The sequence below is a fragment of the Rhizorhabdus sp. GW822-FHT03C02 genome, assembly GCF_058801765.1.
In genome coordinates this window covers 138,227-163,714 of the sequence record NZ_JBXANN010000007.1, presented here as the reverse complement: position 1 = coordinate 163,714, position 25,488 = coordinate 138,227, and the positions used below count along the sequence as shown (strand labels likewise).

General features: G+C 67.7%; 28 protein-coding genes. 17 read left to right on the top strand and 11 right to left on the bottom strand.

Annotation, left to right across the window (positions count from 1 at the left end; genetic code table 11):
• Window positions 1-172 precede the first annotated feature (172 nt).
• The 5 genes from AC1RM6_RS18460 (at window position 173) to AC1RM6_RS18440 (ending at window position 6,704) form a co-directional block, all read left to right on the top strand.
• Window positions 173-544 (top strand): BlaI/MecI/CopY family transcriptional regulator, encoded by a 372-nt coding sequence (locus tag AC1RM6_RS18460; protein WP_493103843.1) that lies wholly within the window; start codon window positions 173-175, stop codon window positions 542-544.
• On the top strand, window positions 541-2,520 hold the full coding sequence (locus tag AC1RM6_RS18455) for a M56 family metallopeptidase (RefSeq protein ID WP_493103841.1): 1,980 nt from the start codon (window positions 541-543) through the stop codon (window positions 2,518-2,520). The genes AC1RM6_RS18460 and AC1RM6_RS18455 overlap by 4 nt, the downstream gene beginning before the upstream one ends.
• A 207-nt stretch (window positions 2,521-2,727) precedes the next feature.
• Window positions 2,728-5,226, top strand: coding sequence for a zinc-dependent metalloprotease (locus AC1RM6_RS18450; RefSeq protein ID WP_493103839.1), 2,499 nt, complete (start codon window positions 2,728-2,730; stop codon window positions 5,224-5,226).
• A complete protein-coding gene (locus tag AC1RM6_RS18445; protein WP_493103837.1) occupies window positions 5,223-6,458 on the top strand; it encodes an aminotransferase class V-fold PLP-dependent enzyme in 1,236 nt (411 codons plus the stop codon). Before AC1RM6_RS18450 ends, AC1RM6_RS18445 begins: the two co-directional genes overlap by 4 nt.
• A gap of 81 nt (window positions 6,459-6,539) precedes the next feature.
• Entirely contained in the window at window positions 6,540-6,704 is a 165-nt protein-coding gene (locus AC1RM6_RS18440; RefSeq protein WP_493103835.1) for a hypothetical protein, read from the top strand.
• Here the strand turns inward: AC1RM6_RS18440 and AC1RM6_RS18435 are convergent.
• From AC1RM6_RS18435 to AC1RM6_RS18410, 6 genes are all read right to left on the bottom strand, one after another.
• Window positions 6,681-7,820, bottom strand: coding sequence for a hypothetical protein (locus AC1RM6_RS18435; RefSeq protein WP_493103833.1), 1,140 nt, complete (start codon window positions 7,818-7,820; stop codon window positions 6,681-6,683). The two genes, AC1RM6_RS18440 and AC1RM6_RS18435, sit on opposite strands and share 24 nt — an antisense overlap.
• 415 nt (window positions 7,821-8,235) lie before the next feature.
• Window positions 8,236-9,042 (bottom strand): terminase large subunit domain-containing protein, encoded by an 807-nt coding sequence (locus AC1RM6_RS18430; protein WP_493103831.1) that lies wholly within the window; start codon window positions 9,040-9,042, stop codon window positions 8,236-8,238.
• Between the two features lie 3 nt (window positions 9,043-9,045).
• Window positions 9,046-9,522: a DUF2280 domain-containing protein gene (locus AC1RM6_RS18425; RefSeq protein ID WP_493103830.1), complete on the bottom strand. Its 477-nt coding sequence runs from the start codon at window positions 9,520-9,522 to the stop codon at window positions 9,046-9,048.
• The gene (locus tag AC1RM6_RS18420) at window positions 9,510-9,773 is read right to left on the bottom strand and encodes a hypothetical protein (protein ID WP_493103828.1); all 264 of its coding nucleotides are present in this window, start codon (window positions 9,771-9,773) and stop codon (window positions 9,510-9,512) included. The genes AC1RM6_RS18425 and AC1RM6_RS18420 overlap by 13 nt, the downstream gene beginning before the upstream one ends.
• Window positions 9,760-10,812 (bottom strand): DUF1376 domain-containing protein, encoded by a 1,053-nt coding sequence (locus AC1RM6_RS18415; RefSeq protein ID WP_493103827.1) that lies wholly within the window; start codon window positions 10,810-10,812, stop codon window positions 9,760-9,762. The genes AC1RM6_RS18420 and AC1RM6_RS18415 overlap by 14 nt, the downstream gene beginning before the upstream one ends.
• Before the next feature lie 14 nt (window positions 10,813-10,826).
• On the bottom strand, window positions 10,827-11,297 hold the full coding sequence (locus tag AC1RM6_RS18410; RefSeq protein ID WP_493103825.1) for a hypothetical protein: 471 nt from the start codon (window positions 11,295-11,297) through the stop codon (window positions 10,827-10,829).
• Window positions 11,298-11,414: 117 nt separating this feature from the next.
• Between AC1RM6_RS18410 and AC1RM6_RS18405 the strand changes: the two genes are divergently transcribed.
• The 3 genes from AC1RM6_RS18405 to AC1RM6_RS18395 all read left to right on the top strand — a co-directional run bounded on the left by AC1RM6_RS18405 (window position 11,415) and on the right by AC1RM6_RS18395 (window position 13,208).
• On the top strand, window positions 11,415-12,020 hold the full coding sequence (locus AC1RM6_RS18405; RefSeq protein WP_493103824.1) for a helix-turn-helix domain-containing protein: 606 nt from the start codon (window positions 11,415-11,417) through the stop codon (window positions 12,018-12,020).
• Between the two features lie 352 nt (window positions 12,021-12,372).
• The gene (locus AC1RM6_RS18400) at window positions 12,373-12,801 is read left to right on the top strand and encodes a hypothetical protein (RefSeq protein WP_493103822.1); all 429 of its coding nucleotides are present in this window, start codon (window positions 12,373-12,375) and stop codon (window positions 12,799-12,801) included.
• Window positions 12,798-13,208, top strand: a complete 411-nt coding sequence (locus AC1RM6_RS18395) for a hypothetical protein (RefSeq protein WP_493103819.1) — start codon at window positions 12,798-12,800, stop codon at window positions 13,206-13,208. The genes AC1RM6_RS18400 and AC1RM6_RS18395 overlap by 4 nt, the downstream gene beginning before the upstream one ends.
• 215 nt (window positions 13,209-13,423) lie before the next feature.
• On the opposite strand, the gene AC1RM6_RS18390 is transcribed toward AC1RM6_RS18395, so the two are convergent.
• From AC1RM6_RS18390 to AC1RM6_RS18375, 4 genes are all read right to left on the bottom strand, one after another.
• A complete protein-coding gene (locus AC1RM6_RS18390) occupies window positions 13,424-13,858 on the bottom strand; it encodes a DoxX family protein (protein WP_493103817.1) in 435 nt (144 codons plus the stop codon).
• A 2-nt stretch (window positions 13,859-13,860) separates the two neighbouring features.
• A complete protein-coding gene (gene msrA, locus AC1RM6_RS18385) occupies window positions 13,861-14,370 on the bottom strand; it encodes a peptide-methionine (S)-S-oxide reductase MsrA (RefSeq protein ID WP_493103816.1) in 510 nt (169 codons plus the stop codon).
• A complete protein-coding gene (gene msrB / locus AC1RM6_RS18380) occupies window positions 14,367-14,816 on the bottom strand; it encodes a peptide-methionine (R)-S-oxide reductase MsrB (RefSeq protein WP_493103814.1) in 450 nt (149 codons plus the stop codon). The genes msrA and msrB overlap by 4 nt, the downstream gene beginning before the upstream one ends.
• A 269-nt stretch (window positions 14,817-15,085) precedes the next feature.
• Window positions 15,086-15,388, bottom strand: a complete 303-nt coding sequence (locus AC1RM6_RS18375) for a PspC domain-containing protein (RefSeq protein ID WP_493103812.1) — start codon at window positions 15,386-15,388, stop codon at window positions 15,086-15,088.
• Window positions 15,389-15,695: 307 nt separating this feature from the next.
• Between AC1RM6_RS18375 and AC1RM6_RS18370 the strand changes: the two genes are divergently transcribed.
• The 9 genes from AC1RM6_RS18370 (at window position 15,696) to AC1RM6_RS18330 (ending at window position 24,922) form a co-directional block, all read left to right on the top strand.
• Window positions 15,696-16,832 (top strand): Fic family protein, encoded by a 1,137-nt coding sequence (locus AC1RM6_RS18370; RefSeq protein ID WP_493103810.1) that lies wholly within the window; start codon window positions 15,696-15,698, stop codon window positions 16,830-16,832.
• Between the two features lie 146 nt (window positions 16,833-16,978).
• Window positions 16,979-17,494: a nitroreductase/quinone reductase family protein gene (locus AC1RM6_RS18365; RefSeq protein ID WP_493103808.1), complete on the top strand. Its 516-nt coding sequence runs from the start codon at window positions 16,979-16,981 to the stop codon at window positions 17,492-17,494.
• A 212-nt stretch (window positions 17,495-17,706) separates the two neighbouring features.
• A complete protein-coding gene (locus AC1RM6_RS18360; RefSeq protein ID WP_493103806.1) occupies window positions 17,707-18,669 on the top strand; it encodes an acyl-CoA dehydrogenase family protein in 963 nt (320 codons plus the stop codon).
• Window positions 18,670-18,763: 94 nt separating this feature from the next.
• Complete coding sequence (locus AC1RM6_RS18355; RefSeq protein WP_493103805.1) at window positions 18,764-19,561, top strand: SDR family NAD(P)-dependent oxidoreductase; 798 nt, start codon at window positions 18,764-18,766, stop codon at window positions 19,559-19,561.
• Between the two features lie 6 nt (window positions 19,562-19,567).
• Complete coding sequence (locus AC1RM6_RS18350; protein ID WP_493103803.1) at window positions 19,568-21,193, top strand: AMP-binding protein; 1,626 nt, start codon at window positions 19,568-19,570, stop codon at window positions 21,191-21,193.
• A gap of 2 nt (window positions 21,194-21,195) precedes the next feature.
• Window positions 21,196-22,353 carry an acyl-CoA dehydrogenase family protein gene (locus AC1RM6_RS18345; RefSeq protein ID WP_493103801.1) on the top strand — a complete coding sequence of 386 codons (1,158 nt, stop codon included), beginning with the start codon at window positions 21,196-21,198 and terminating at the stop codon, window positions 22,351-22,353.
• Window positions 22,343-23,272, top strand: a complete 930-nt coding sequence (locus AC1RM6_RS18340; protein ID WP_493103797.1) for an acyl-CoA dehydrogenase family protein — start codon at window positions 22,343-22,345, stop codon at window positions 23,270-23,272. The genes AC1RM6_RS18345 and AC1RM6_RS18340 overlap by 11 nt, the downstream gene beginning before the upstream one ends.
• Before the next feature lie 2 nt (window positions 23,273-23,274).
• Window positions 23,275-24,399, top strand: a complete 1,125-nt coding sequence (locus tag AC1RM6_RS18335) for an acyl-CoA dehydrogenase family protein (protein ID WP_493103793.1) — start codon at window positions 23,275-23,277, stop codon at window positions 24,397-24,399.
• 25 nt (window positions 24,400-24,424) lie between these two features.
• Window positions 24,425-24,922: a nuclear transport factor 2 family protein gene (locus AC1RM6_RS18330; RefSeq protein WP_493103790.1), complete on the top strand. Its 498-nt coding sequence runs from the start codon at window positions 24,425-24,427 to the stop codon at window positions 24,920-24,922.
• Between the two features lie 278 nt (window positions 24,923-25,200).
• Here the strand turns inward: AC1RM6_RS18330 and AC1RM6_RS18325 are convergent, their stop codons facing one another.
• Window positions 25,201-25,335: a hypothetical protein gene (locus tag AC1RM6_RS18325; protein WP_493103788.1), complete on the bottom strand. Its 135-nt coding sequence runs from the start codon at window positions 25,333-25,335 to the stop codon at window positions 25,201-25,203.
• Between the last annotated feature and the right edge of the window lie 153 nt (window positions 25,336-25,488).

The window sequence follows — 25,488 nt, the reverse complement described above, 5'->3', positions numbered from 1 at the left end:
TCGAGCCTCCGACATCGCGACCCACCCCTTGCCCCTCCCTTTCAGGGAGGGGTGGATTGGGGCAGGCCGTTTGTCCCCCGTCCTTGGCCGTTCGTCGAAACCCCATTGATGTTTACAACTGTAATCGTCATCATGACTACAGTTGTAATCAGCTGTAGGGAGCTGGGCGGACATGGCGGACCGGATAAGCGAAGGCGAACAGGTGGTGATGGAGGCGCTATGGGCGGCCGACGCACCGCTCAGCGCCACCGAAGTCACCGAGCGGATCGATCCCGCGCGGGGCTGGAGCGACCGCACCGTCAAGACGATGTTGGGCCGGCTGCTCGCCAAGGGCGCGCTCGTCCATGAGGAGGATGGCCGCCGCTATCTCTATCGCCCCGCCGTCGAACGTGGCGCCTATGCGCGCGGCGAGGCGCGGCGCTTCGTCGACCGGCTGTTCGGCGGCCGCGCGGCGCCGCTGGTCGCGCATCTCGCCGCGACCGACGGGCTGACCCCCGACGACATCGCCGAGCTCGAGGCGCTGCTCAAGGCGATCAAGCCATGAGCGGCTGGCTGATCCAGACGCTGTTCGCGTCGAGCCTGTTGATGGCGATCGTCCTCGTCCTGCGCGAGCCGGTCGCCCATGCCTTCGGCGCGCGCGCTTCCTATGCGCTGTGGCTGTTGCCGGCGCTGCGGATGATCCTGCCGCCGCTGCCCGGCTGGAGCGCGCTGTTCCCGCCGGTGCCCGCCGGCGACACCGCCCGGCCGATCGACGCCGCGCTCGCCGATCTGGTCGACGCCGCCGGCGCGGCCGACGGGCAGGCGCTGGCTCCCGCGAGCGCTGTGTTCACACCGCAGGGGTCGCAGGCGCTGGCCTGGACCTGGGCCGACGCCGGCGAGATCATCCTCGGCCTCTGGCTGGCCGTCGCCTTGCTGTGGTTCGCGCTCCAGATGCTCAGCTATCGCCGCTTCCTGGCGCGGGCACTGGTCGGCGCGGTCCATCTGCCGACCGACGGCCCGATCGACCTGATGGTGAGCCCGGCGGTCAAGGGGCCGGTCGCGATCGGCATATTGCGCCGCCGCATCCTGCTGCCCCCCGATTTCCTCAGCCGCTACGGCCCCGAGGAACGCCGGCTCGCGCTCGCGCATGAGGCCGCGCACCATGGCCGGCTCGACATCGTCGCCAATCTCGCGGCGCTGCTCGTCCATGCGCTCCATTGGTGGAACCCGCTTGCCCATAGCGCCTATCGCCGCTTCCGCGCCGATCAGGAACTCGCCTGCGACGCCACCGTGCTGGTCGGCGCCGACCCCGACGACCGCGCCGCTTATGGTCGCGCGCTGATCAAATCGGTCGTGCCGCGCATGCCGGCGATCGCCTGTGCGCTCGACCCCAAGATGGAACTGACCAGGAGGATCTCGATGATGACCCGCAAACCCTATGGCCGGCTGCGGCTGTTCGCCGGCGCCGCGATCGCCGCGCTGATGATCGGCGGCGGGGTGATGGCGACCGCCTCGGGGCTCGCCCCCGAAGCCGTCGCGCCCCAGGCCGTTCCTGCCGTGCCCGCGATCCCGGCGGTTCCCGCGGTGCCTGCGATCCGTTCGACCGGCCCGGCGATCCGCACCACCGCGGTCCCGCCGAGCGCGCCGACGGCGCCTTATGCAGCGGCCGAAGTCCCGACCCCGCCGGCACCGCCGCAGCGCCTCGCCGCGATCGATCCGCCCGCGCCGCCCGCGCCGCCGGCCCCTCCGGCGCCGCTGTCGCCGATGGCGGCCCCGACGCCGCCGGCCCCGCCCGCGCCGCCGCACCGGCCTTACGGTGTGGTGACGGTCCGCCACGGCCAGCTCAGCGCCGCCGAGCGCGAGGAGATCCGCCAGAGCGTCGCCGAGGCCCAGCGCGAAGCCGCGGATGCCCGCCGCGAAGCCAAGGACGCCCGGCGCGAGGCGCTGCGTGAAAGCGAACAGGCCCGCCGCGAGGGCGAAGAGGCGCGCCGCGAGGGCGCCCGGGCAAAGGCCGAGGCGGCCCGCGAGCGTGCCGAAGGCCAGCGCGAAGCCGCCCAGGCGCGCGCCGAGGCGCAGCGCGAGGCTGCCCAGGCGCGGGCCGAGGCCGCACGCGACGCGGCCGAGGCCCGTCGCGAGGCCGAAGAGGCCCGGCGCGAAGCCGCCGCCGAGGGGCAGGGGCCGTCGAGCGCTGCCCGGCGCGATGCGATGCGCGCCGCCGCGGTCGCCCGCCAGCAGGCGCTCGCCGAACAGGCGCGGGTCACCCGCGACATCCCGCGCATCGTCGACAATGCGCTCGCCACCACCCGCGCCAAGATGGTGACGAGTTGCGCGCGCCAGGGCGTGGTGATGCCCGCCAACAGCGATTTCGGCACGCTCGCCACCTGCGGTCCGCAGCTCAACCGCACGATCCGCACCGCGCTCAACGCCGCCCGCGCCTCGATCGCCTCCGCGCGCGACCTGACCGACGACCAGCGCCGCCACGCCCTCGAGGGCCTCGACCAGGCGCTCTCCGAACTCGACCGCGAACCCTCGCGGCATTGAGTTCGTCGGGGCTACTTTCTTCTTCGTCATCCCAAACTTGATTTGGGATCCAGAGCCGCACCTTTGCGCTTCTTGCCGCGAGGTTGCGGCCCTGGATGCTGATTTTCATCAGCATGACGGGGAGGTTGGATGGCGCTCCCGCGCTTCCCCCTTGCCCCGCCGCCGCGTTCGCCACATCCTGCGCATATTCCGAAAACAGGGGTTATGATGCGCTTTCATCTGGTGTCGTCGGTCGCGCTCGCGCTGGCTCTGGTCTCCACTACGGCATCGGCCGCCGATCCGGCCAAGCCCGCCGCACCCGTCGCGCCGCCCGCCAGCCCGTATAAGGACACCACCGCGCTCAGCGGCCTGTTTCCGGTCCATGTCGACAAGAATGCCGGCCGGGTGCTCGTCACCCTGCCGCCGCCCGGCGCCGACGGGGTCTCGGCGCGCTATCTCTACACCACCGCGCTGCGCACCGGCCTCGGCTCGGCACCGACCTTCCTCGATCGCGGGCGGATCGGCGAGACCCAGATGCTCGCCTTCCGCCGGATCGGCAAGAAGGTCGCGATCATCTTCGAAAATCCGCGCTTCCGCGCCCCTGCCTCGAAGCTCGCCGAGGGCGCGGGCAACGCCGATTTCGCGACCTCGCTGGTGTGGATGGGCGATATCGCCACGACCCTGCCCGATGGCGGCCTGGTGGTCGATCTCGCCGGCTTCCTTGCCGCTGACGCGATGGGCATCGCCCGCTCGCTCGGCCAGGAGGATGATGCGATGGGCGTCGGCGGCGCCGCGCAGGGCGCGGGCAAGGGTTTCAAGCTCGACGACAAGCTCAGCGCCGCCGACGCCGGCTCGGCCAAGCTGTTCCCCGACAATTTCGAGATCGACGCGGTCCAGACCTTCACCTCGGACAAGCCCGGCGACGAGGTGTCGAACATCGCTCCCGATCCGCGCCGGGTGAGCTTCACCGTCCACCACAGCTTCGTGCGGCTGCCCGCGCCCGGCTTCGTGCCGCGCATCTTCGACGTCCGGCTCGGCGGCTTCGCGACCCAGGCGGTCGATTATGGCGTGCCGCTCGGCGGCGACGTGGTGCGCGACTATGCCAACCGCTTCCGGCTCGAGAAGACCGATCCCGGCGCCGCGCGCTCGCACGTCAAGAAACCGATCATCTTCTATGTCGATCGCGCCGCCCCCGAACCGATCCGATCGGCGCTGATCGAGGGGATCGGCTGGTGGGAGCAGGCGTTCGACGCCGCCGGCTATATCGACGCCTTCCAGGTCAAGCTGCTGCCCGAGGACGCCGACCCGCTCGATGTCCGCTACAATCTGGTCAACTGGGTCGACCGCGCGACCCGCGGCTGGTCCTATGGCCAGGAGATCGTCGATCCGCGCACCGGCGAGATCGTCAAGGGTATGGTGGTGCTGGGCTCCGAACGCGCGCGCCAGGACATCCAGATCTTCCAGGGGCTGGTCGGCACCGCGACCACCGGGCAGGGCGGCCCCAACGACCCGATCCAGGTCGCGCTCGCCCGGCTGCGGCAGCTCGGCGCGCACGAGGTCGGCCATTCGCTCGGCTTCGCGCATAATTTCGCGGCGAGCACCCAGGATCGCGGATCGGTGATGGACTATCCCGCGCCGCGCATCGGCCTGGTCGACGGCAAGCCCGACCTCGGCGACGCCTATGGCCGCGGCATCGGCCGCTGGGACATGGCGACGGTCGACTGGCTCTATGGCGAACCCGCCGGTGGCCAGCCGGCGGTCGATGCCAAGGCGGCCGCCACCGTCGCCGCGGGCCTGCGCTTCGTCCAGGACGACAATGCCCGGCGTCCCGACACCGCCCAGCCCTGGGGTGGGCTGTGGGACGACGGCGCCGATCCCGCCGCCGAACTGGTCCGGCTGATGGCGGTGCGCCGCGCGGCGATCGACCGCTTCGGGCTGGCGATGCTCAGCCCCGGCGAACCGGTCGCCAATCTGCGCCGCCGCTTCGTGCCGATCTGGCTGCTCCACCGCTATCAGCTGGTGTCGGCGGCCAAGACGGTCGGCGGGGTCGATTTCGCCTATGCGGTCGGCGGCGGCGGGCGGGAGGCGGCGATGCCGGCACCGCCCGCGGCACAGCGCGCCGCGCTGGCGGCGCTGCTCGAAACCCTCGCCCCCGATCAGCTGCGGGTGCCGCCGACGCTGCTGCCCTTACTGTCGGCGGCGCGCAACGGCAGCGACAACCGCCAGTTCGATATCGAGCTGTTCGGCACCGCCGGCGGCCCGGTGTTCGACCCGCTGGTCGCCGCCGATGCCGCCGCCGAGATCACGCTGGGGGCGCTGCTCGCGCCATCGCGGCTCGCCCGGGTCGAAATCCAGCACGCGACCGACCCGCAGGCGCTCGGCCTCGCCGAGCTGCTCGACCGGCTGGTCGCCGCGACCATCCCCGAGCGCGGCGATGCGCTCACCCGTCGTATCTCCTATCGCACGATCGTCATGATGGCGCAGACCGCGCGTCGCGGCGACACCGCCCCCGAGGTCGCGGCGATCCTGTCCGACCGCGTCCACGGCATCGCCGAAACCCTCGCCAAACGCCGCGGCGACGCCTGGGCGCAGAGCCTGTCGCGCCAACTCCTCGATCCGCAGCAATTCGACAAGCTGCTCGCCGAACGCCCGCGCACGATCGACATCCCGCCCGGCGATCCGATCGGGGGCGAAGGCGAGTGGATGGACGAGGCCTTCGCGCGATGAGCGACGCGCTCCCCGTCTCGCGTCGTGGCCTGCTGCAGACCGCGCTCGCGACTTCGCTGGCGGTGCCCACGCTGGCTGCGGCGGCATCATCGGGCGATGGCATCCGCGCGCAACTGCTGCTCGACTCCGGCATCCGCTATTTCAACGCCGCCAATATCGCGCCGGCCTTTCGCAGCACCGTCGATGCCCAGCATCGCGGCACCTTGGCGTTCCAGGCCAATCCATCGCGCGAATATCGCGAGAAATTCCCGGTGCTGGCCGACCATCTTCGCGCCCGGCTGGGAAAGCGGCTCGGCGTTACCGCGCAGGAGATCGCGCTGGTCCGCAACGCCAGCGAGGCGAACACCGTCGCGGTGCTCGGGCTCGATCTGAAAGCCGGTGACGAGGTGATCGTCACCGAGCATAACCACCAGTCGACTTTGGACAGCTGGAAGCTGCGCGCGAAGCGCGACGGGCTGGTGCTGAAGATCCTGCCGACCCCGGTCGCGGCGGCCTCGCCGCAGGCGGTCGCTGACGCCTTCGCCGCGGCGATCACCCCGCGCACCCGCGCGATTTTCGTATCGCACATCACCAACGTCACCGGGCTGGTCTATCCGGTGGCGGCGATCGCCGAGATCGCCCGCCGCAACCGCGCCTGGTTCCATGTCGACGGCGCCCAGAGCTTCGGCTGGATGAAGCTCGACCTTGCCGCGCTCGGCTGCGACAGTTTTGCGGGGAGCACCCATAAATGGCTGATGGGCCCGCTCGAAGGCGGCGTTCTTTACGTGCGCGGCGACCGCATGGACGAGCTCGCCCCGACGATGCTCAGCCATGGCTATTGGCTCACCGACCCGCGCAACATGGCGACCGCGCAGCGCTACGAGATCCTCGGCCAGCGCGACGACCCCAAGCTCGGCGCGATCGACGCCACCCTCGATGTGCTCGACGGGCTCGGCGAGGCGGCGATCGAGGCGCAGGTCCGGGCCAAGGCGGCGGAGATGCGCGCCATCCTCGCGGGGGTGAAGGGGGCGAAGCCGGTCAGCAGCGATCATCCCGCGCTGGCGGGGCCGGTGATGACGATCGCCTTTCCCGGCCGGGATGTCGCCGCGCTGCGCCGGCGGCTATGGGAACAGGGCCGGATCGCCACCGCCTTCGCCACCGCCGGCGGCCAGGACCTGATCCGCTTCTCGCCGCATATCTACAATGAGCGCGACGAGATGCTGTTCGTCGCGGAGATGCTGGGTCGGGGGTAGGATTGCTAATCCCGTCATGCTGAACTTGTTTCAGCATCCATCGAACGCCTTGCGGCCCTGCTCATAGGATTTGAGCGCGAGATGGCTCCAGCCGCTGCTGGTGTGGTGGATTTAGATCGAATCGCGCGCAACCTCGAATCCGGCGCCGACGATCGTGAGCTATGGAAGCGCGAACTGCTTGGGTTCGGGGCGACCGATCCGGGCGAACTGCTCGATCTCGCGTTAGAGCATCTCGCGATGGCCTGATGCATCCACCCTATACAGCGGATATTCGAAGCGCCCGGTCCATAAATGGATAGATTGGATAGGTCTCATATGCTTTTCGATTGCCTCGACGAAGCGTTTGAAAAAGCCGGCGCGGTGCCTGACCTTAAACTGATCGCCGATCTCGAATTCGATATCCTCGAACCCTTCAGCTCGGACTTCGGTATAGGTCATGACGCCGATCGGGCTATGGACGACGTTGAGCGAGTAATTTCCCTTCACCCGCGAGGGGAGCGCATAACGAGGCTCTTCTGATCCACCAGGCGGTGTGACAACGAAGAGCTCAGTATGCTTTCTCCCTACATATTTGTTCACAACATACGTATCTTCATCAGGGTAAAACTGGTAACTAATAGGCATTGCAGATGTGTCAGCTACGTGAAGTTCAAATCCACCGATGCAGCTTCGAATATGCCAATAAATAGTTAGATATGGCAGCTTTTGAAATTGCTGTCCGTCGAAGAATGCGATTTCGAAGCCTCCGCCCCATCCCTCCGAAATCCCTTCGCCCATGAGTTTTTGGGATGAAATTGCATCACCTGCTAGATCAAAGGCCCGGCCGGATAGATAGACGTAAGGGTCCATCCCATCGGGCACGTCCTGATCTGTTATCCGGTCGGCAGCATCTAATAGGTGCTTTTCGCCGCTACCACCCACATACCTCGGGTGCGATTTAGCTTTTCCTCTATCAAGGAGGTCGGAGAGCAGCTCGAAGGCTCCGTCGTCGCAACGGATACAGACAATATAGTTAATAGGCCGGAGCGTATCTTCACAGCTTTTAAGCCATTTCGCGATCTCAATAGGGCAAATCGCGTCCTTCCCCGCGACCATCTCGCGGAGAGCTTCGATAAAATCGATGGCGGTATCTTTGTCGTTCGCCCAGGCGACGCACATGTGGGGATGGACGATCACGAGCTTCTGCGCAAAGTTCGTGATCGATAGTGCCTTGCCCACCGGGATTGCGCGATTTGGCTCGCCAACCAGTGGAGTAGGGACGCCGAGGTCGCCTGGTTCCGCCGCTTTAATCTTCGACAACAGGATGTCACCGAGTAGGATCGGCGGCATGTCGTCATAATCGAATGCTGCTATGAGCGTCATGTCTCCCCCTTATAGCGACGCATTATGCAAGGTTGTACTCTAGCCTAAAAGCTCTGGGGACATATAGCGCTGAAAAATTTTAATCATTATTACCGAAATTATATCGATCTAAGCGACCGATGTATGAGCGCATGGGCGTGTCATTTTATCTGACGAGGTAGTGATCAACATCAACCCGGAAAATGGACGGAGGGCGCTCCATTGTCACCGTCGGCGTTAAGGATCTGGTACGATTCTCACCGCGCATCTACAATAGTCGCGACGAGATGATGATCGTGGCGGAGATGCTGGGGCGGGGGTAGGATCGCTAATCCCGTCATGCTGAACTTGTTTCAGCATCCACTCTGATATTCGGGAACGTTCCCCGTCGCACGGTGGATGCTGAAACAAGTTCAGCATGGCGGAAGAAGAATAGTTAGTGATCCCCCGGGCGCATGTTCGGCAAAAACTGCAACACCGTTTCCGACAGCCCCTTCAACGGGGTGAAGGTCAGGATCAGCAATCCGCGGGTCGTCGCGGTGCGGATCAGGCATTCGCCATAGACGTCGACCCCGGCTTCCTCGTCGAGCCAGATCAGCTCCCGCGCGGTGCCCTCGAACGCCTTGCGGCCCTGTTCGTAGGATTTGAGCGCGAGATGGCTCCAGCCGCCGCTGGCGTGGCGGACCTGGATCGCGTCGACCAGATTCTGGGTGCCGCCCTTCCAGCTCTGATCGCCGAGCATCGCGCGCGGCAGCAGCCCCGACCCGTCGACGCAGCGCCGGCCGGCGTCATGGACGACCTCGCCGAGCAATTCGACCTGGATGATGTCGCGGGTGGTCTCGTTGGTGGCGCCCGCCGCCCAGGCGCGCACCGGGGCCGCGAAGCGGCGGCCCTCCCACCAGGAAGGATAGAGGCCGGTCAGGTGGCAACTGGTCTCATAGGCGGCGCCGAGGGTCTTGCCGACGCGGTTCGCGGCGAGAAAACAGCGCTCGCGATAGCGCGCACCGGCGCGGAAGAAGTCGAGATGGCGCGGGTAATGGTGGCGGGCGAGCGCGCCGTCGTCGGGAAAGAGCCGGCCGAGCCTGCCGAAGCGGGTGGCCTCGCGATCGGCGGCGATCGCCGCGAGCAGCGCGTCGACCGTCGGGTCGTCGAGCGCCGCGACCAGCGCCGCGGGATCGAACCGGCCAGGCTCATAGCCGGGCCGGGCGCGGATCGCCGCGACGATGTCGTCGATCGTCGCCATCGTTCAGCGCAGCCTGTCCAGCGCGGCGGAGATCGCCAGACGCAGCGCGTCGCGCGCCTGGTCGGGCGACGGCGCATCGGCACCGGCCACCGGGCGCGACGCACCGGCGCTTCCGCGCGAGGGGGCGCCCCCGACCTCCTTTGCCGCCTGGTCGATCAGCGCGGCAGCCTGCTTGCGATCGCCTTCGGCGCGCGCCGCCTGCTCCATCTCATGAAGCCGCCGCATCCGATAGGCGCGGTGGGCGATCGGGATCGTCTCGACCTGTTCGATGAAGGCGCGCCGCTTTTCCTCGAAGCGCATCTTCCATGCTCCGCCCAGAGCATAGCCCGAAAGCGTTTCGGGATCATATTTGATCGCCTGCTGCCGCTCGATCGCAAAGCCGAACCGCTCCTCGAACGCGGCCGCGGCCTCGGACGGGGTATCGAAGGCGGCCATCCGATCGATCAGGAAGCACTTTTGGTCGGTGGTCAGTCGCGCCATGGTCGCGCCTGCCGATCGTCGATGTCATTCCCCGCCACCGGCACGCCGCCGGTCACCCGCCGCCGCGGCGGCGCGATCGCGCGCAGCGCGCGCATATAGGCGCTCTCGCCCTCGGCCGCGGCCATGCCGAGTTGGCGCTGGTCGATCCCGGGCCGCACCCGCAGCCGGTCGATCAGCCCGTTCCAGCGGGCCTCGTGCGCGCGCAGCTCGGCGATCAGCGCGGCGTCGCCCGTCACTTCAGCCGACATCATACGCCACCATCCGCGCGCCCAGCGCCTGCGCCGCCAGCCGCTCGACGACGTCGCTATGGTTACGCGGCGCCTGCTGCGCGCGGAACGCATTGGCGAACACCAGCCGGACGATGTCGCCGTCGCGCGCGATCCGGCAGCCGTCGAACCAGCGCCGATAGGGCGCTTCGCCGATCCCCGCGAGCAGCGCGCGGCGGAAGCCGGCGACCGCTTCGTCCTCGCCCTTGCGGTCGAAGGCCAGCGCGGCGAGGGCTTTGCCCCCGGTCTTCGCGCGCTGGCGCGCACCTTCATGGCGGACCGCGGCGTCGAAACGGCGTAGCGACCGGGTCGGCTGGTCGGCCTGGGCGACGCCCGCGCGGATCGTCGGCCCGATGATGCGATCGGGATCGAAGCCCGCCTCGATCCAGCCGCGCACGATCGCGGTCTGCGCGGCGATGTGCGCCGGCGTCGCCGGCCGCGCCATCCCCGCGAGGTCGCACAGCGTCAGCATCAGCGCGACATGGTTCTGGCCCTGACTCGCGGCGCGGTTGTCGCTCCTGGCACCATCCGTTCGCGTCGAGCCTGTCGAGACGCCGGGCGCAACCTTGGCCTCGGGCACCGCCGTCTCGCCCGCCCCCGATCCGGCCGCCGCGGCGACCTTCGCCCAGCGGCGGTTGGCCTTGTCGCGCTGGCTGCTGCGGTGCCGCCACGCCTCGCGCGCCTTTTCGGCGACCACCGGATGATACCAACGCCCGTCCGAACACAGCACGAACCCGCGCAGCGCCTGCGCCTTGACCCGCGCCCAGCGCGGTCCCGCCCCGGTCAGATGGGCGAGCACCCGGTCGTCGTCGGGCAGGCTGGCGGCGGGCACCTGCAGCCAGCATTTGCACCACAGGATCACCGCCGCCTTGAACTCCTCGCCGCTGGTCAGCGCGACCATGTCGCTGTCGACCAGCCGGGCGACGTCGAGCGGCATGAAGGCGAGTCCGCGCAGGTCGCAGTCGGCCGAAGTAAGTGGCGCCGTGAGTGGCGCCGTGGGGGGATCGGGCAGGGGAGACGTCATCAGTGCGGCCCGGCTCATGCGATGCCGGTCCGCTGTAGCGCGCCGGTCGCCACATAGCGGGCGGCGTCGCGCCTGATCTGGTCGGTGATGATCCGCTTCGCCTCGGCGGCGCCGAGCTCGCCGCGCAGCCGGCCATATTCGTCGCGATATTCGAGCGGGCACCAGCCGAGCATCTTTTCCGACCGGGTGCGCCCGCCCTTGATCCGGCAGGATTTGAGCCAGGCGCCCTGGATATTCTGCCGCGCCGCCTCGCGTCGCGCCGCCGATTTCTCGGGATCCTTGAACATCGCCCGCACCCCGGCCGACACTTTCGCGCGATGCGACGCCGACCGCCCAAGCGCCCGGCACGTGCAGGGCCGGCAATGGGTGTTCGGCGACGCCGCCGCGCAATTGTCGGGATGTTCGCAATGCGGGCGGTTTACCGCAGGCGCATCGCCACTATGCGGCCGGTTTACCGGCGTCGCATCGTCTTTCTGGTCACTCATGGCATCACCTTTCCGGCCTGCATGAGTCGATTGTTATCCCAATTGGATAATTCGAACAAGATGATTATTATCCGTATCGGATAAGACGCTGTGAAAAGCGGCCTGCTATATGGGAATATGGCTGAAGAACGCAGGCGCTACGCGGCGAACCGCATCAGGGAACTCCGTCTCGAGCGAGGGCTGAAGCTCGAGGATGTCGTCGATCGCATGGACGACGCGATCACCCCGGGCACGCTGGCGAAGCTCGAGACCGGGCGGATGGGGCTGACCGTCGACTATATCATCGCGATCGCCAAGGCGCTCCAGGTGCCCGAGGAGGCGATCATCAAGGTTCAGCGCAGCGGCCTGCTGCTGCCGATCATCGGCCAGATCGCCGCCGGCCAATGGCGCGAGGCGATCATGGAGCCGCTCGGCTGGCAGGGGGTTCCGCCCGACCTGCGCACCGGCGTCAACAGCTTCGTATTGTTCCCCGACGGCGACTCGATGGACCTGGTGACGGGCGAGGGCGGCTATATCGTGGTCGATCCCGATCAGAAGGATCTGCTCAACAAACGCTTCTATTCCATGCAGAATGAGGCGGGCGAGGCGACCTTCAAACAGTTCTTCGCCGACCCGCCGCGGCTCGAGCCCTGCTCGTCCAACCCGGTCCACCAGGTCATTCCGCTCGGCCGCGAGCCGATCATCGTCATCGGCCGCGTGACCCTGGCGGTCCGCGAGTTCTGACGCCGCCGGCGGGGCGTTCGCTTTGCCATATCCAGCCGCCCATGGCCGTCGCCCCGGCGGAGGCCGGGGCCGCCCAAGGCTCCTGCATCGACCGATGACCGGGGCGGGGCACTTCTGTGCATATTGAGCTGGTGCGCTTTTGACTGGGGCGGCCCCGGCCTCCGCCGGGGCGACGGATATGGGTGGCGCCTGAGCGCGCCGATCACGCGCTCTGATCGCTCGATTCCGGATCAAAATTCCAGGCGCATATGGATAGTTCAATCTCGAAGCGTGTTCGAAAATATCCCAAACAGATAAATCTGCTTGCTCATATTATCACATTAGGATAATTCACCTCCATCAGGAGGTTCCCATGCTCCAATATGCCAAGCTCAAGCCCGCTCCGCCGCCACCCCCGTCCGAGCCGCCGCCCGCCGATCTCGCTCCTGCCGACTGCCTCGCGCTCGGGCTCGGCGACGCGCTCGATCTGTGCAGCCGCGATGCCGCGCGGCGCGTCCTCCATGGCCGGGTCGAGGCCGACTGGTCGCAGATCCATGCGGTGACGATGGTCAATCTCAAACGGCTCGGCTTCCACTGCGAGCGCGCCTATCGCACCATCCTCTATCATGAGGCGAAGGCGCAGCCCGGCCGTGCCTATGGCGAGGCGCTCGCGGCCCTGTTCGAAAGCCAGCCCTGGTCGCGCGGCGGGATGATCCCGGCGTCGGTCGTCGAGCAGGCGTTCGGGGTGCCGGCCGGGGTCGCGCCGGTGGTCCGGCTGTCGGCCACGTCGGTGATCGCATGAACGCGCCGACCTGCTTCGCCGAGCCGCGTTCGGCGCTCGCCATCGCCCAGGCCCGCGCCGATGGCTGGGCCGCCGACGCCGCGCCGTTGATCCGCGCCTGGCTCGATCTCGGGCTGTTGCTCGACCGGCTCGAGCCCGCCTGCTGCTTCTTCGGCCGGCCTGATCCGGCGGGGGAGGCGGCCAACCAGGCCTGGTTCGCGCTCGACCATGCCCGTACCGCGCTCCACGACCGCATCGGCGCGTGCCGCGATGCCGCGATCGACCGCGCCCATCCGCTCCACCGCCGCCCGGCATCGCGCTTCGACGAGGGGGAGGCGGCCGACATCGCCGATGCGCTCGTTGCCGATACGATCGGGGTGGCCGACGCGATCGCCGCGGCCGCCCGCGGCGGGGAGGGGGCGCGATGATCCGGCTGCTCGGGGTGGCGGTCCGCCGCGAATGGCTCGGCGGGATGCTGCTGACGATCGTCCTCGCGCTGCTGGCGCTGGCATGATCCGCTGCCGTCGCTGCGATGATATGCAGGAAGTGTTCGAGCAGGAGGACTGGATGCCCTGTCCGGACTGCACCGATCCCGAGGCGGCCGACTATGTCGCGCCCGAGGAGCGCGACGACTGGCGGGCGGTCAGTGCCTTGTCGGCCGAGCCACCCGAAACGGCCAGCGCGTCACCTCGCCGGCGATCAGCGCCCACCAGATGATCAGCGGCTGCGCGACCATCCGCGGGGCGTGATACCACAGGCTCAGGCCGGTGCCCGCCGACAGATCGTCGATCGCCTGTTTGATGTTCGCGGGAAACACGCACAGCGCATAGAGCGCGAGCATGATCCCGGCGAGCCGCCGGGTGCGCGGGATCAGCAGCCCGGCGGCACCGAAGATCTCGCAGATCCCGGTCGCCAGCACGGTCAGATGCGGCTGCGGCACCCAGAAGGGAACGATCCGCTCGAAGACATGCGGGATCGCCAGGTGCAGGACGCCGGCGGCGCCATAGACCGCCGCCAGCACACCGCGCGCGATCCGGACCGGCCAGTTCGCCGATGGCGACGGGGCCGGTCCGGTCATAATCAGGCGGCGTCGGCGCGGTGCGGCAGCTTCCAGCCGGGGCGGACGAAATGGCAGGTATAGCCGTTGGGGATACGCTGCAGATAATCCTGATGCTCGGGTTCGGCTTCCCAGAAATCGCCCGCGGGCTTGACCTCGGTCACCACCTTGCCCGGCCAGATCCCCGACGCGTTCACGTCGGCGATCGTGTCCTCGGCGACCCGCTTCTGCTCGTCGCTGGTATAATAGATCGCCGAGCGATAGCTCATGCCGATATCGTTGCCCTGGCGGTTGACCGTGGTCGGGTCGTGGATCTGGAAGAAGAATTCGAGGATCGCGCGATAGCTGGTCTGCGCCGGGTCGAAGACGATCTCGATCGCCTCGGCATGGGTGCCATGGTTGCGATAGGTCGCGTTCGGCACGTCGCCGCCGCTATAGCCGACCCGGGTCGAGATCACCCCGGGCTGGCGGCGCACCAGTTCCTGCACGCCCCAGAAGCAGCCGCCGGCCAGGATTGCGGTTTCTTCGCTCATGCCACGCCCTCCACCTGATCGATATAGGCCCCATAGCCCTGGGCCTCCATGTCGTCGCGGTGCACGAAGCGCAGCGACGCCGAATTGATGCAATAGCGCAGGCCCCCGCGGTCGCGCGGCCCATCGGGGAAGACATGGCCGAGATGGCTGTCGCCATGCGCCGAGCGTACCTCGGTGCGGATCATCCCGTGCGATCCGTCGCGCAGTTCGGCGACATTGGCGGGCTCGATCGGCTTGGTGAAGCTCGGCCAGCCGCAGCCCGATTCATATTTGTCGGCCGAGGCGAACAAAGGCTCGCCCGACACGATGTCGACATAGACCCCGGGGTCCTTGTTGTAGAGCAGCGCACCCGTGCCCGGACGCTCGGTCCCGGCCTGCTGGGTGACGTGATATTGTTCTGGCGTCAGCGCGGCGACGGCTTCGTCGGTCTTGCGATATTGGCTCATGGCGTTCTCCATCTTCCGCGAAGATGGGTGGTCGCCTGCGATTTGTCGAGCGGGGGCGGGGCGCAAAAATGCGGGGGGTGTAGGATGCACCAGTCCCCTCCCGTCGCCCCGGGCCTTGTGCCGGGGTCCATGGCTGGTGCGTCACATGCCGGTGTCGAATATCTGGCGACCGGTGAAAGGCCACATGTGCCGACCTCGACGGTGGTTCTTGTGGAAGCAGCCATGGACCCCGGCACAAGGCCGGGGCGACGAGGTAGGGAAGGCCGCCCTTACGCCGCGATCGCGTAATCGATCGCCTCGGCCTCGTCCTTCTGCGCAACCGCCTCGACCGCCTTGGTCTCGACGACCGCGGTCTTGGCGCGCTTGTGGACGGGCAAGAAGAAGCGCGTCGCCATCACGATCAGGCCCGCGGCGAAATAGACCGCCAGCACCATCTTCGGCGCGAACAGCAGCGACACGCCGAAGCCGATCCGCAGGATATTGGGGTTGATCCCCAGATCCTGGCCGAGACCTTCGCAGACGCCGAAGAACGTGTCGTGGCGGGTGAAGAGATTGGGCTGCTTGGCGGTCATCGGTCTGGTTCCTGGTGGCGCGGACCACATGTCCGCTCCGGTTGCACATGGCTCTGCATGAGCCGTGCCAAATATAGCGAGCCAGCATTTCCGGGAGCTTAACGGCGCGTTCCCGCGGTGCGGTGGTGAATTTTGCTATCAACTTCGCCGGAAGTTGGGAAAATTCGCCAGATTGCACCGGGGGCGGCGCGACGCCCGCGACCTTCGATGCTGCATTGCACATGATCATGCGGCGTGAGGCATGAATCCACTGTTTATGCCTCATGATATCCGCTATTATGAGGCATAAACAGGGAATTTATACCTCATGCGGTGGAATTGGCAGCAGCCGGATTGGCCCGATTTCGATTGGGATGGCACGGCGCTCGCCGCTTTGGAGGCGCGCTTCCTGCAGCGATCGGGGATATTGATCGGATCGGTCCGGCATCTGGCTGATGGCGATCGAGCCGGCATCACCATCGACATCATGACGGGCGAGGCGCTCAAGACGTCCGAGATCGAAGGCGAGATGCTCAACCGCGACAGCGTCCAGTCGTCGTTACGCCGCGAGTTTGGTCTGGAGGCCGGCATGCGCGCCGTTCCGCCGGCCGAGCGCGGCATCGCGGACATGATGATCGCGCTCTATCGCGGCTTCGCCGCGCCCCTGACCGACGAGATGCTCTGCGCATGGCATCGCATGGTGGTGAGCGGGCGCGACGATATCCGTGCGGTCGGCCGCTATCGCGATCATGCGGATCCGATGCAGGTGGTTTCCGGCCCACTCCACCGGCCCCGGGTCCATTTCGAGGCGCCGCCATCGACCGTAGTCGCCGACGAGATGGCGCGTTTCCTCGCCTGGTTCGCCGCGACCGCGCCGGATGGCGCGCGGCCGCTCGGCGCGCTGGTGCGGGCGGGGATCGCGCATCTGTTTTTCGTGAGCATCCATCCGTTCGAGGACGGCAACGGGCGGATTGCGCGGGCTCTGGCTGAAAAGGCGCTGTCGCAGGTGATCGGGCAGCCCAGCCTGATTGCCCTGTCGCAGATCATCCAGCGCAAGCGCTCGGCCTATTATGATGCGTTGGAGGCCGCCAACAAGCACAACGAAATCACCGGCTGGCTGCGCTATTTTGCCGAAACCGTGATCGAGGCGCAGGGCTATAGTCTCGACCTGGTCGATTTCCTGCTCGCCAAGACCCGCTTCTACGATCGCTTTCGGGGCGGTTTCAACGATCGGCAGGCGAAGGTGGTCGCGCGGATGTTGCGCGAGGGGCTGGACGGTTTCGCCGGCGGTCTCAGCGCCGCCAATTATATCGTCATCGCCGATACCTCGCGCGCCACCGCCACGCGCGATCTGCAGGAACTGGTCGCGATCGGGGCGCTCATACAGACCGGCACGCTCAAATCGACCCGCTACTGGTTGAATGTCGATGGCGATCGCCCTGCGGGCTCAGCGGGCGGCGAATGACGAGGCCGGGATAGGCATTTTCCGGCTCGACATATTGTTCGATCCGGCGATGTCAATTTTCTCCCGATGCAGTACGAATATTCGGGACTCGCCTGACGGGCGCGCAGGCGCGATGCTCCAGGCAGGACAGGATGAGGGAGGATAGCATGAGCGACGATTCATCGGCGGCCATCAGGGAAACGCGACGCGACTGGATCGTCGAGCATCGCGAACTCTATCTGCGTTCGGGCGGGGCCGAGGGCCATATCATGGACCTCATCCCCGTCGGCGGCCACAGCTTCACCACCCATTGCCTTATCAAATATGCCGGCCGGAAAAGCGGGCGCGTGTTCGTCACCCCGCTGATCTACGGTGACATCGGCGGCGAGGTGGTGATCTGTGCATCGAAGGGCGGCGCCGACGAGCATCCCGCCTGGTATCTCAACATCCGCGACAGCGAACATGTCGAGTTCCAGATCGCCACCCAGGCGTTCCGCGCGACCTGGCGCGAGCCCCAGGGCGCCGAGCGCGACAAGGTCTGGGCGTTCATGGTCGATGTCTTTCCGTCCTACGCCAACTATCAGGCATCGACCGACCGCATCATCCCGCTGGTGATGATGAAGGCGGTCGCGCCGATCCCGGTCTTCACCGAGGCCGACGCCACCGGCACCCGGGATTTCTGAAGGGTGGGGCGGGGGCTCGGGCGCGCCGCTGCCAAGATCCTCCCTGCGCGCAGGTTTAGGGAGGATCGGCAGGGCTCAGGCGAAGGGCGATGTTTACCGGAGGTGGCTCCGAGGAAGTCGCGTTCCTACGCACGGGCGATACCTGATCGGTCGGCCGTCTCTGCCGGCCCCGCGCCGTTGTTAGCCCCGGATGGCGATGGCATAGACCGGCCATGATCCTGCAACCGACCCCCGATCAGCGCGCGCTCATCGACGAGGCCTTCGCCCGTCCGCTCGACGAGTTGCTGCCGCTCGACCGCCTCCACAAGCCCGATAGCCAGGAGCCGTGGAGCGCGCTCGCCGAACTCGGCCTGTTCGGGATCGCCTCGGCCGAGGAACATGGCGGGGTCGGCCTGTCGCCGGTCGAGGAGGCGCTCGCCGCCACCGAGCTCGGTGCCCGGCTCGCCGGGCCGCAGGTGCTGGCGGCGATCATGGCCACCCATCTCGCCGACGATGCGCTGCGCGCGCGGATCGTCGCCGGCGATGTCCGGGTCGCGCCGGCGGTGCTCGCCGGATCGGAGGTCCGTCTGCTCGACGCCGACGGTGCCGAGTTCGTCCTGCTGCGCCGCGCGGGCGAGGCGGCGCTGCTGCCGATCGCCGCTTTCGGCAACCGCGCGCTGATCGACGGCCATCATTGGACCGTGCCGATCGAGACGGGCAGCGTCCCCGCCGATATCGGCTGGGCGCCGGTCGAGGCGGTGCTGCGCGTCCGGCTGGTCGAGGCCGCCGCGCTGTGTGGGGTCGCCGCCTGCGCGCGCGACATGGGCGTCGCTTATGCCTGTATGCGCGAACAGTTCGGCCATCCGATCGGCGGCTTCCAGGCGATCAAGCATCGCTGCGCCGACATGGCGATGGTCACCCGCGCCGCGACCGACCAGGTCACCTTCGCCGCGGTCGCGCTCGACCAGGGCAGGGACGATGCCGCCTTCCAGGTCGAGGCCGCTTTGCTGCTCGCGATCGACGCCGCGCTCGCCAATGCCCGCGCCAATGTCCAGATCCATGGTGGCATCGGTTTCAGCGACGAGGCCGACCCGCATCTGGTGGTCAAGCGCGCGCATCTGCTGGTCGAGGCCGCGGGCGGTGCCGATGCCGCGGCCGAACGGGTCGCGGTCGGCGCGCCGCCGATGGCGCAATAAGCTGTTTCGCGCGGGCGTCATGTCGCGCATGGTCGGAATGCTGACCACCTTCTTAGCCTGAACGGGCAAGCAATATCAGGAAGCCGGAGCGGATATGCAGCAGAACAAGGTAGCGATCGTCACCGGGGCCGGATCGGGCGTCGGCCAGGCGCTCACCCGGATCCTCGTCAAGCGGGGCGTGTCGGTGGTCGTGCTCGGCCGCTCGGTCGAGCCGCTCGAGGCGCTCAAAGCCGAACTCGCCGCCGGCGCCGAAGCGGGCTGGGGCGAGGTCGAGGTCTTCCCCGCCGACGTCACCGACGATGCCGCCGCGGCGGGCGTGGTCGACCGCGCGGTCGAACGCTTCGGCCGGCTCGATTATGTCGCCAACAGCGCCGGGGTCGGCAAGCCTTACCCGGTCGACGAGACCACCGACGAGGTGCTCGATTTCTTCCTGAGCGTCCATCTGCGCGCGCCGTTCCGGCTGTGCCGCGAGGCGCTGCGGGTGATGGGCGACGGCGGCTCGATCGTCCATGTCGCCTCGACCTTCGCGCTAATCGGTGGATTGCGCGGCGGCGCCTATTCGGCGGCCAAGGCCGGGATCATCGGCCTCGCCCAGCATATGGCCGCGCAATATGGCCCGCGCGGCATCCGCACCAATGTCGTTGCGCCCGGCGTGCTCGAAACCCCGATGACCGCGTACAACTGGGAAAATCCGCGCTTCAAGCGGATGAACTTCGACATGACCCCGCTCAACCGCACCGGCACCGCCGACGACGCCGCCTATGCGATCGCCTTCCTGCTGTCGGACGAGGCGCGCTTCATCACCGGCCAGGTGCTCGCGGTCGACGGCGGCTGGTCGTCGACCAAGTTCCTTGCGGAATCGGCGATCACCGCGGTTCCGGTCGAGGGCTGAGGTCGCGTGGTCGAACGGCGCGAGAAACTGGGCTGGTCGCTGCGCTGGGACGAGGCGCGCGCCGCCGATGCGCGTGCCCGCGGGCTGTGGATCGACGAGACGATCGGCGGCTTCGCCGCGCGCCACGCCGCCGAGCGGCCCGATGCGCTGGTGCTCGTCGACGGCGATGTCCGCATCGACGCGCAGACGCTTTATGGCGAGGCGCGCAAGGTCGCGGCGAGCCTGGTCGCGCGCGGGCTCAAGCCCGGCGACGCGGTGTCGTTCATGCTGCCCAACTGGCACGAGGCGGCGACCATCTATCTCGCGGCGTCGCTCGCCGGGCTGGTGATCCAGCCGATCGTGCCGCAGCTGCGCGATCGCGAGGTCGGCTTCCAGCTCGAGGATATCGCCAGCAAGGCGATCTTCATCCCCGCCGAGTTCCGCAAGTTCGATTATCGCGCGATGATGGCGCGGATCGCGGCGACGATGGCGACCCCGCCCGAGGTCGTCGTGCTGCGCGGCGATCCGGCCGGCTACACCGCTTATGCCGACCTGCTCGACGGTGACGGATCGGTGCCGCTGCCCAAGGTCGATGCCGACAGCGTCAAGCTGGTGCTCTACACCTCGGGCACCACCGGTCTGCCCAAGGGGGTGATCCACACCCATAATTCGATCAACGCGCTCGCCACCCAGATCCACCAGCATTGGCGCGCGAACCAGGGCGACGCCTTCTTCGTGCCGTCGCCGATCAGCCATATCGGCGGGTCGATCTATGCGTTCGAACTGCCGATGATCTTCGGCACAAGCGCGATCCTCCAGGAAAGCTGGGATCCGGCCGCCGCGGTCGCGATCATGGCGCGCGAGCGCTGCACCCATATGGCCGGCGCGACGCCGTTCCTCCAGGCGCTGCTCGACAATGCCCGCGACCAGGGCACGACCTTGCCCGATCTCACCGTGTTCATCTGCGGCGGCGCCTCGGTGCCGCCGGCGCTGATCCGCGAGGCGAGCGGCTATTTCGCCGGCTGCACGATCAGCCGGGTGTTCGGATCGACCGAGGTGCCGGTGACCACGGTCGGGTCGATGACGCATGGCGATCTCGCCCATGGCGCCGAGACCGACGGCAAGGTCGGCATCGCCGAGGTGAAGCTGGCCGGAGGCAGTCCGGAAGGCGAACTGCTCGTGCGCGGGCCGCAAATGCTGTTCGGCTATGTCCGCTCCGAGCATGAGGACGGCGCCTTCACCGACGACGGCTATTTCCGCACCGGCGACCTCGCCCGGCTTCAGGACGGCGACTATGTCGTCGTCACCGGCCGCGCCAAGGACATCATCATCCGCAATGGCGAGAATATCGCCCCCAAGGAGGTTGAGGACCTGCTCGTCCAGCATCCCGACATCGCCGAGATCGCGATCGTCGGGCTGCCCGATCCGAAGACCGGCGAACGCGCCTGCGCGGTGATCGTGCCGCGCGGTGCGGCGAAGGCCGATCTCGCCGCGCTCAAGACCTTTCTCGACGCGCACAATGTCGCCCGCTTCAAGATCCCCGAGCAGGTGGCCTTTTACGACGCCTTGCCGCGCAACGCCGCCGGCAAGGTGCTCAAACATGTCCTGCGCGATCAACTCCTCGCGCCCACCGCGCAGCAGAAGGCAGTCTGACGATGGAATTTGGCTGGACCGACGAACAGCAGGCCTATCGCGAGCGCATCCGCGCCTTTCTCGCGAAGACCCTGCCCGACGACTGGGAGCAGACCGCGCTGCACGGCCCGGGCAGCGACGCCCAGACCGAATATTCGCGCGGCTTCTGCAAGCTGCTCGCGGCCGACGGGCTGCTGATCCCGCATTGGCCGGTCGAACATGGCGGCGAGGAGACCTCCGCCTGGGACCAGTACGGCATGAGCGAGGAGATGTGGGCCGCGGGCGAGCCGCGCGGACCGCAATATATGAACGTCAACTGGGTCGGCCCGGTGCTGATGCGCTACGGCACCGCCGAGCAGCAGGACAAGCATCTGCCGCGGATCAAGGATGGCGAGGCGATCTGGTGCCAGGGCTTTTCCGAGCCGTCGGCGGGTTCCGATCTTGCCGCACTGCGGACGATGGCGGTCCCGGTCGAGGGCGGCTACAGCGTCACCGGCGCCAAGGTGTGGACCTCCTACGCGACCCATGCCGATTATTGCTTCCTGCTCGCGCGCACCGCGCCGACCGGCAAGGCCGGGATCGTCATCCTGCTGGTCGACATGAAGTCCCCCGGCATCCAGGTGAAGCAGATCCCCGCGCTGATCGGCGAGGGCGACATCCATGAGGTGTTCTTCGACGAGGTGTTCGTGCCCGCGATCGACCGGCTCGGCGCCGAGGGTCAGGCATGGGAGATCATCAACTATGCGCTCCAGAACGAGCGCGTCGGCATTCCCCGCTACGCCTTTTCGCGCAGCATGCTCGACCGCGCGGTCGCCCAGTTCCAGGACGAGGGCCGCTTCGACGACGATCCGGTGCTGCAGGATCGCGCCGGCCGCGCGCTTGCGCTGACCCAGGCCGCGCGGATGCTCGTCTACCGCGTCGTCGACCAGCGCGCGCACAATGCCCCGCCCGATGCGTTCGGCAGCCTTGCCCGCTGGGCGGTGGTCAATTCGGACAATGGCGTGAACAATTTCCTCACCGAGTTCCGGCCCGAGGGGCTGCTCGGCGAGGATGATTTCCAGCAGGCGCATCACCAGCGCGCGATCGCCGCCGGCATCGCCTCGGGTGCCGCCGAAATCCAGCTCAACATCGCGGCGCGCCGCTATCTCGAGCTGCCGAGCGGAGACCAACGTGGACTTTGAACTCAGCGAAGATCAGGCGAGCATCGTCGACGGGCTCGACAAGCTCGTCGCCTCGTTCGGCAAGGAACCGCCGAAGGAGCCGGTGACCTCGTCCTATGCTTTCGATCTCGACGCGGCGCTCGCCGAAAACGGCTTTCTCGACATCGCCCGCGAGGAAGGCTTCGGCCCGCTCGACGGCACGCTGATCGTCGAGGCGCTCGCCCGCTATCCGCGCGCGGTCGAGGCGGCGGCGACGATCCTGGTCGCGCCCGCGCTCGGCATCGATCCCGGCATCCGCCCGATCGCCTTGTCGACCCGGATCGGCGCGGCGTCGCGCTACCTGCCGATGGCGAGCCTGCTGCTCGTCCTCGACGGCGACAGCGTGAAACAGGTCGAGATCGTCCCCGACATGGTCGAGGAGGTCGAGACGCTGTTCGCTTATCCTTATGGCCGGCTGCGTGATCCGGCGGCAGCCAAGGTGACGATCCTGGAGGGCGATGCCGCCAAGACGCTGGCGCGGCGCTGGCGGCTGGCGATCGCCGCCGAGGCGGCCGGACTGATGCAGTCGGCGCTCGACACGATCCTCGACCATGTCAAGAACCGGGTCGCGTTCGGCCGGCCGCTCGGCGCCTTCCAGGCGATCCAGCATCGCCTCGCAATGGCGGCCGAGACCGTCCAGTCGACCCGCTGGCTCGCGCTGCGCGCCGCCTGGTCGGACAGCGAGCTCGACTGTGCGGTCGCCGCGACCTTCGCGCAGGACCGCATTCCGCAGTTCACCTACGACCTTCACCAGTTCGCGGGTGCGATGGCGCTGACCCTCGAATTCCCGCTGCATTTCTGGACCTACCGGTTGCGCGCTTTGCTCGGTGAACTGGGCGGCAGCAGCGCGCAGGCGCGCGCCGCCGCGCAGGCGGCCTGGGGCAGCGGGGGGAGCAACTGATCATGGCCGACATCGATCCCTTCCGCGCCCGTGCGCGCGCCTGGCTGGCCGAGAATGTGCCCAGCGAGCAGAGCCCGCCCGACGGTCCCGCCTCGCGCGACTATGTGCTCGGCTGGCAGCAGCGGCTCGCCTCGGGCGGCTGGACCGGGCTGACCTGGCCGACCGCGTTCGGCGGCCGCGGCCTGAGCGTCGACGAGCAGATCGTCTGGTGGGAGGAATATGCGCTGGCCGGTGGGCCATCGACCCTCGACGCCTCGTTCGTCGGCATGAACCATGCCGGGCCGACTCTGATCGCCTGCGGTTCCGAAGAGCAGAAGGCCTATCACCTGCCCAAGATTCTGCGCGGCGAGGTGATCTGGTGCCAGGGCTTTTCCGAACCCGGATCGGGATCGGACCTCGCCTCGCTGCGCACCAAGGGGCGCGTCGAGGGCGACGAACTGGTGATCGAGGGACAGAAGATCTGGTCGAGCTTCGCCGATATCGGCGACTGGCAGGAATTGCTGGTCCGCACCGATCCGACCGCCAAGCCGCATAAGGGGATCAGTTGGGTGATCTGCCCGATGGACGCGCCCGGCATCACCGTGCGGCCGATCGCGACGATGGCCGGGCCGACCAAATATTGCGAGGTCTTCTACGACAATGTCCGCATCCCGCTGAGCAATGTCGTCGGCGGTCTCCACAATGGCTGGTCGACCGCGATGGCGACCTTGAGCTTCGAGCGCGGCACCGCCTCGCTCGCGCTCCAGATCCGGCTGCTGCTCAAGGTCGAGGAACTGGTCGCCGCCTGTCCGCCCGAGCGCGCCGCGCTGCGCGGCCGGCTTGCCCGGCTGCGCGCCGAGGCCTCGGCGATGCGGGCGATGGCGTACCGTTTCGCGATCGATGCCGAGACCGGGGTGCCGGGACCCGAAGGCTCGATGATCCGGCTCTATTTCGCCGAACTGTCGCAGCGTGTCGGCGCCGCCGCGATCGAGCTCTACGGGCTCGGTGCGCCCGAGACGCTCGGCGACCATGGCTGGGCGCACGACTATCTCGATTATTTCTCGGAGACGATCGCCGGCGGCACCGCCGAGATCCAGCGCAACGTCATCGGCGAACGCGTCCTCGGCCTGCCGCGCGGGCCCCGCTGAGAACCATAAAGCAAGGAGAGAGCCCGTGAACGATTTCGTCGTCGCCGAATGCGCGATCCGCCAGCTGCACGCCCGCTTCGCCGACATCGCCTGGCGCAAGGACGCGGCGGGCTTCGCGGCGTTGTTCGCAGAGGACGGGGTCTGGAAGATCGCCGGCATGGAGATGACCGGCCGCGCCGAGATCGAGGCGACCTTCGGCCGGCTGCTCGGCGCCTGCGCCAAGGTCTGGTGCATCACCGGCGCGCCGCTGGTCGATATAGGGCAGGGGGTGGCGACGAGCCGTACCCCGGTCACCGAAATCGCCCGGATGATGGACGGCAGCTCGGCGCTGACCCTCGGCGTCTATTACGATACATATGTCGAGCAGGGCGGAGCCTGGTATTTCCAGCGCCGCCATTTCGGCCTCAAATATCGCGGGCCCACCGACCTGCCGGCCGACTTCGTCGACAGCCCCGATTATGGCTCGCCCCCGGGCATGCCCGGCGCCGACGAGCCGACCTTCACCCGCCGCAAGGTCGATTGAAGAAAACGCCTAAGCTACCTTACCCCGCAGAGCCCATCTTATGGCGCGACCGGCCGGGCGGTGCGCGTGACCGGGATCACGGAAATACGCAAAGCGAATGGGATAGGCTGGATGTGAAGCCCTGTGGCTCGGCCTCTCAGCACGCGTCATCCCGGCGGAGGCCGGGATCTCGGTAGGCCAGGTCGCGACTTATCCGCACGAGATCCCGGGCAATGCCTGTGCTCGGACGGGGGAAACCCCGATCCGGGGGCCGGGATGACCCACGTAGCAAGTGCCTCTCAGCGGCGACGCCGCTCGACGCACAATTGTGCCTCGTCGATCACCAGCGCCTGCGCATGCCGTTTCGGCCGCAGGATGAGGGCGGGGTAGAGGACCATGACGGTCAGCAGGATGGCATGTTCGATCGGGCTCATGCAGGCCGTGATAGCGAAACATTGTAAAACAAGCGTAACCACGCGGCGGTTTTCGGCCGATAAGCGCGTTATTTTCGCATCGCCTCTGGTTTCATCGGAATTAACCGCCCGACATCGTCCAGCCGCCGCCGAGACCGGAACCAGGCGCGACAG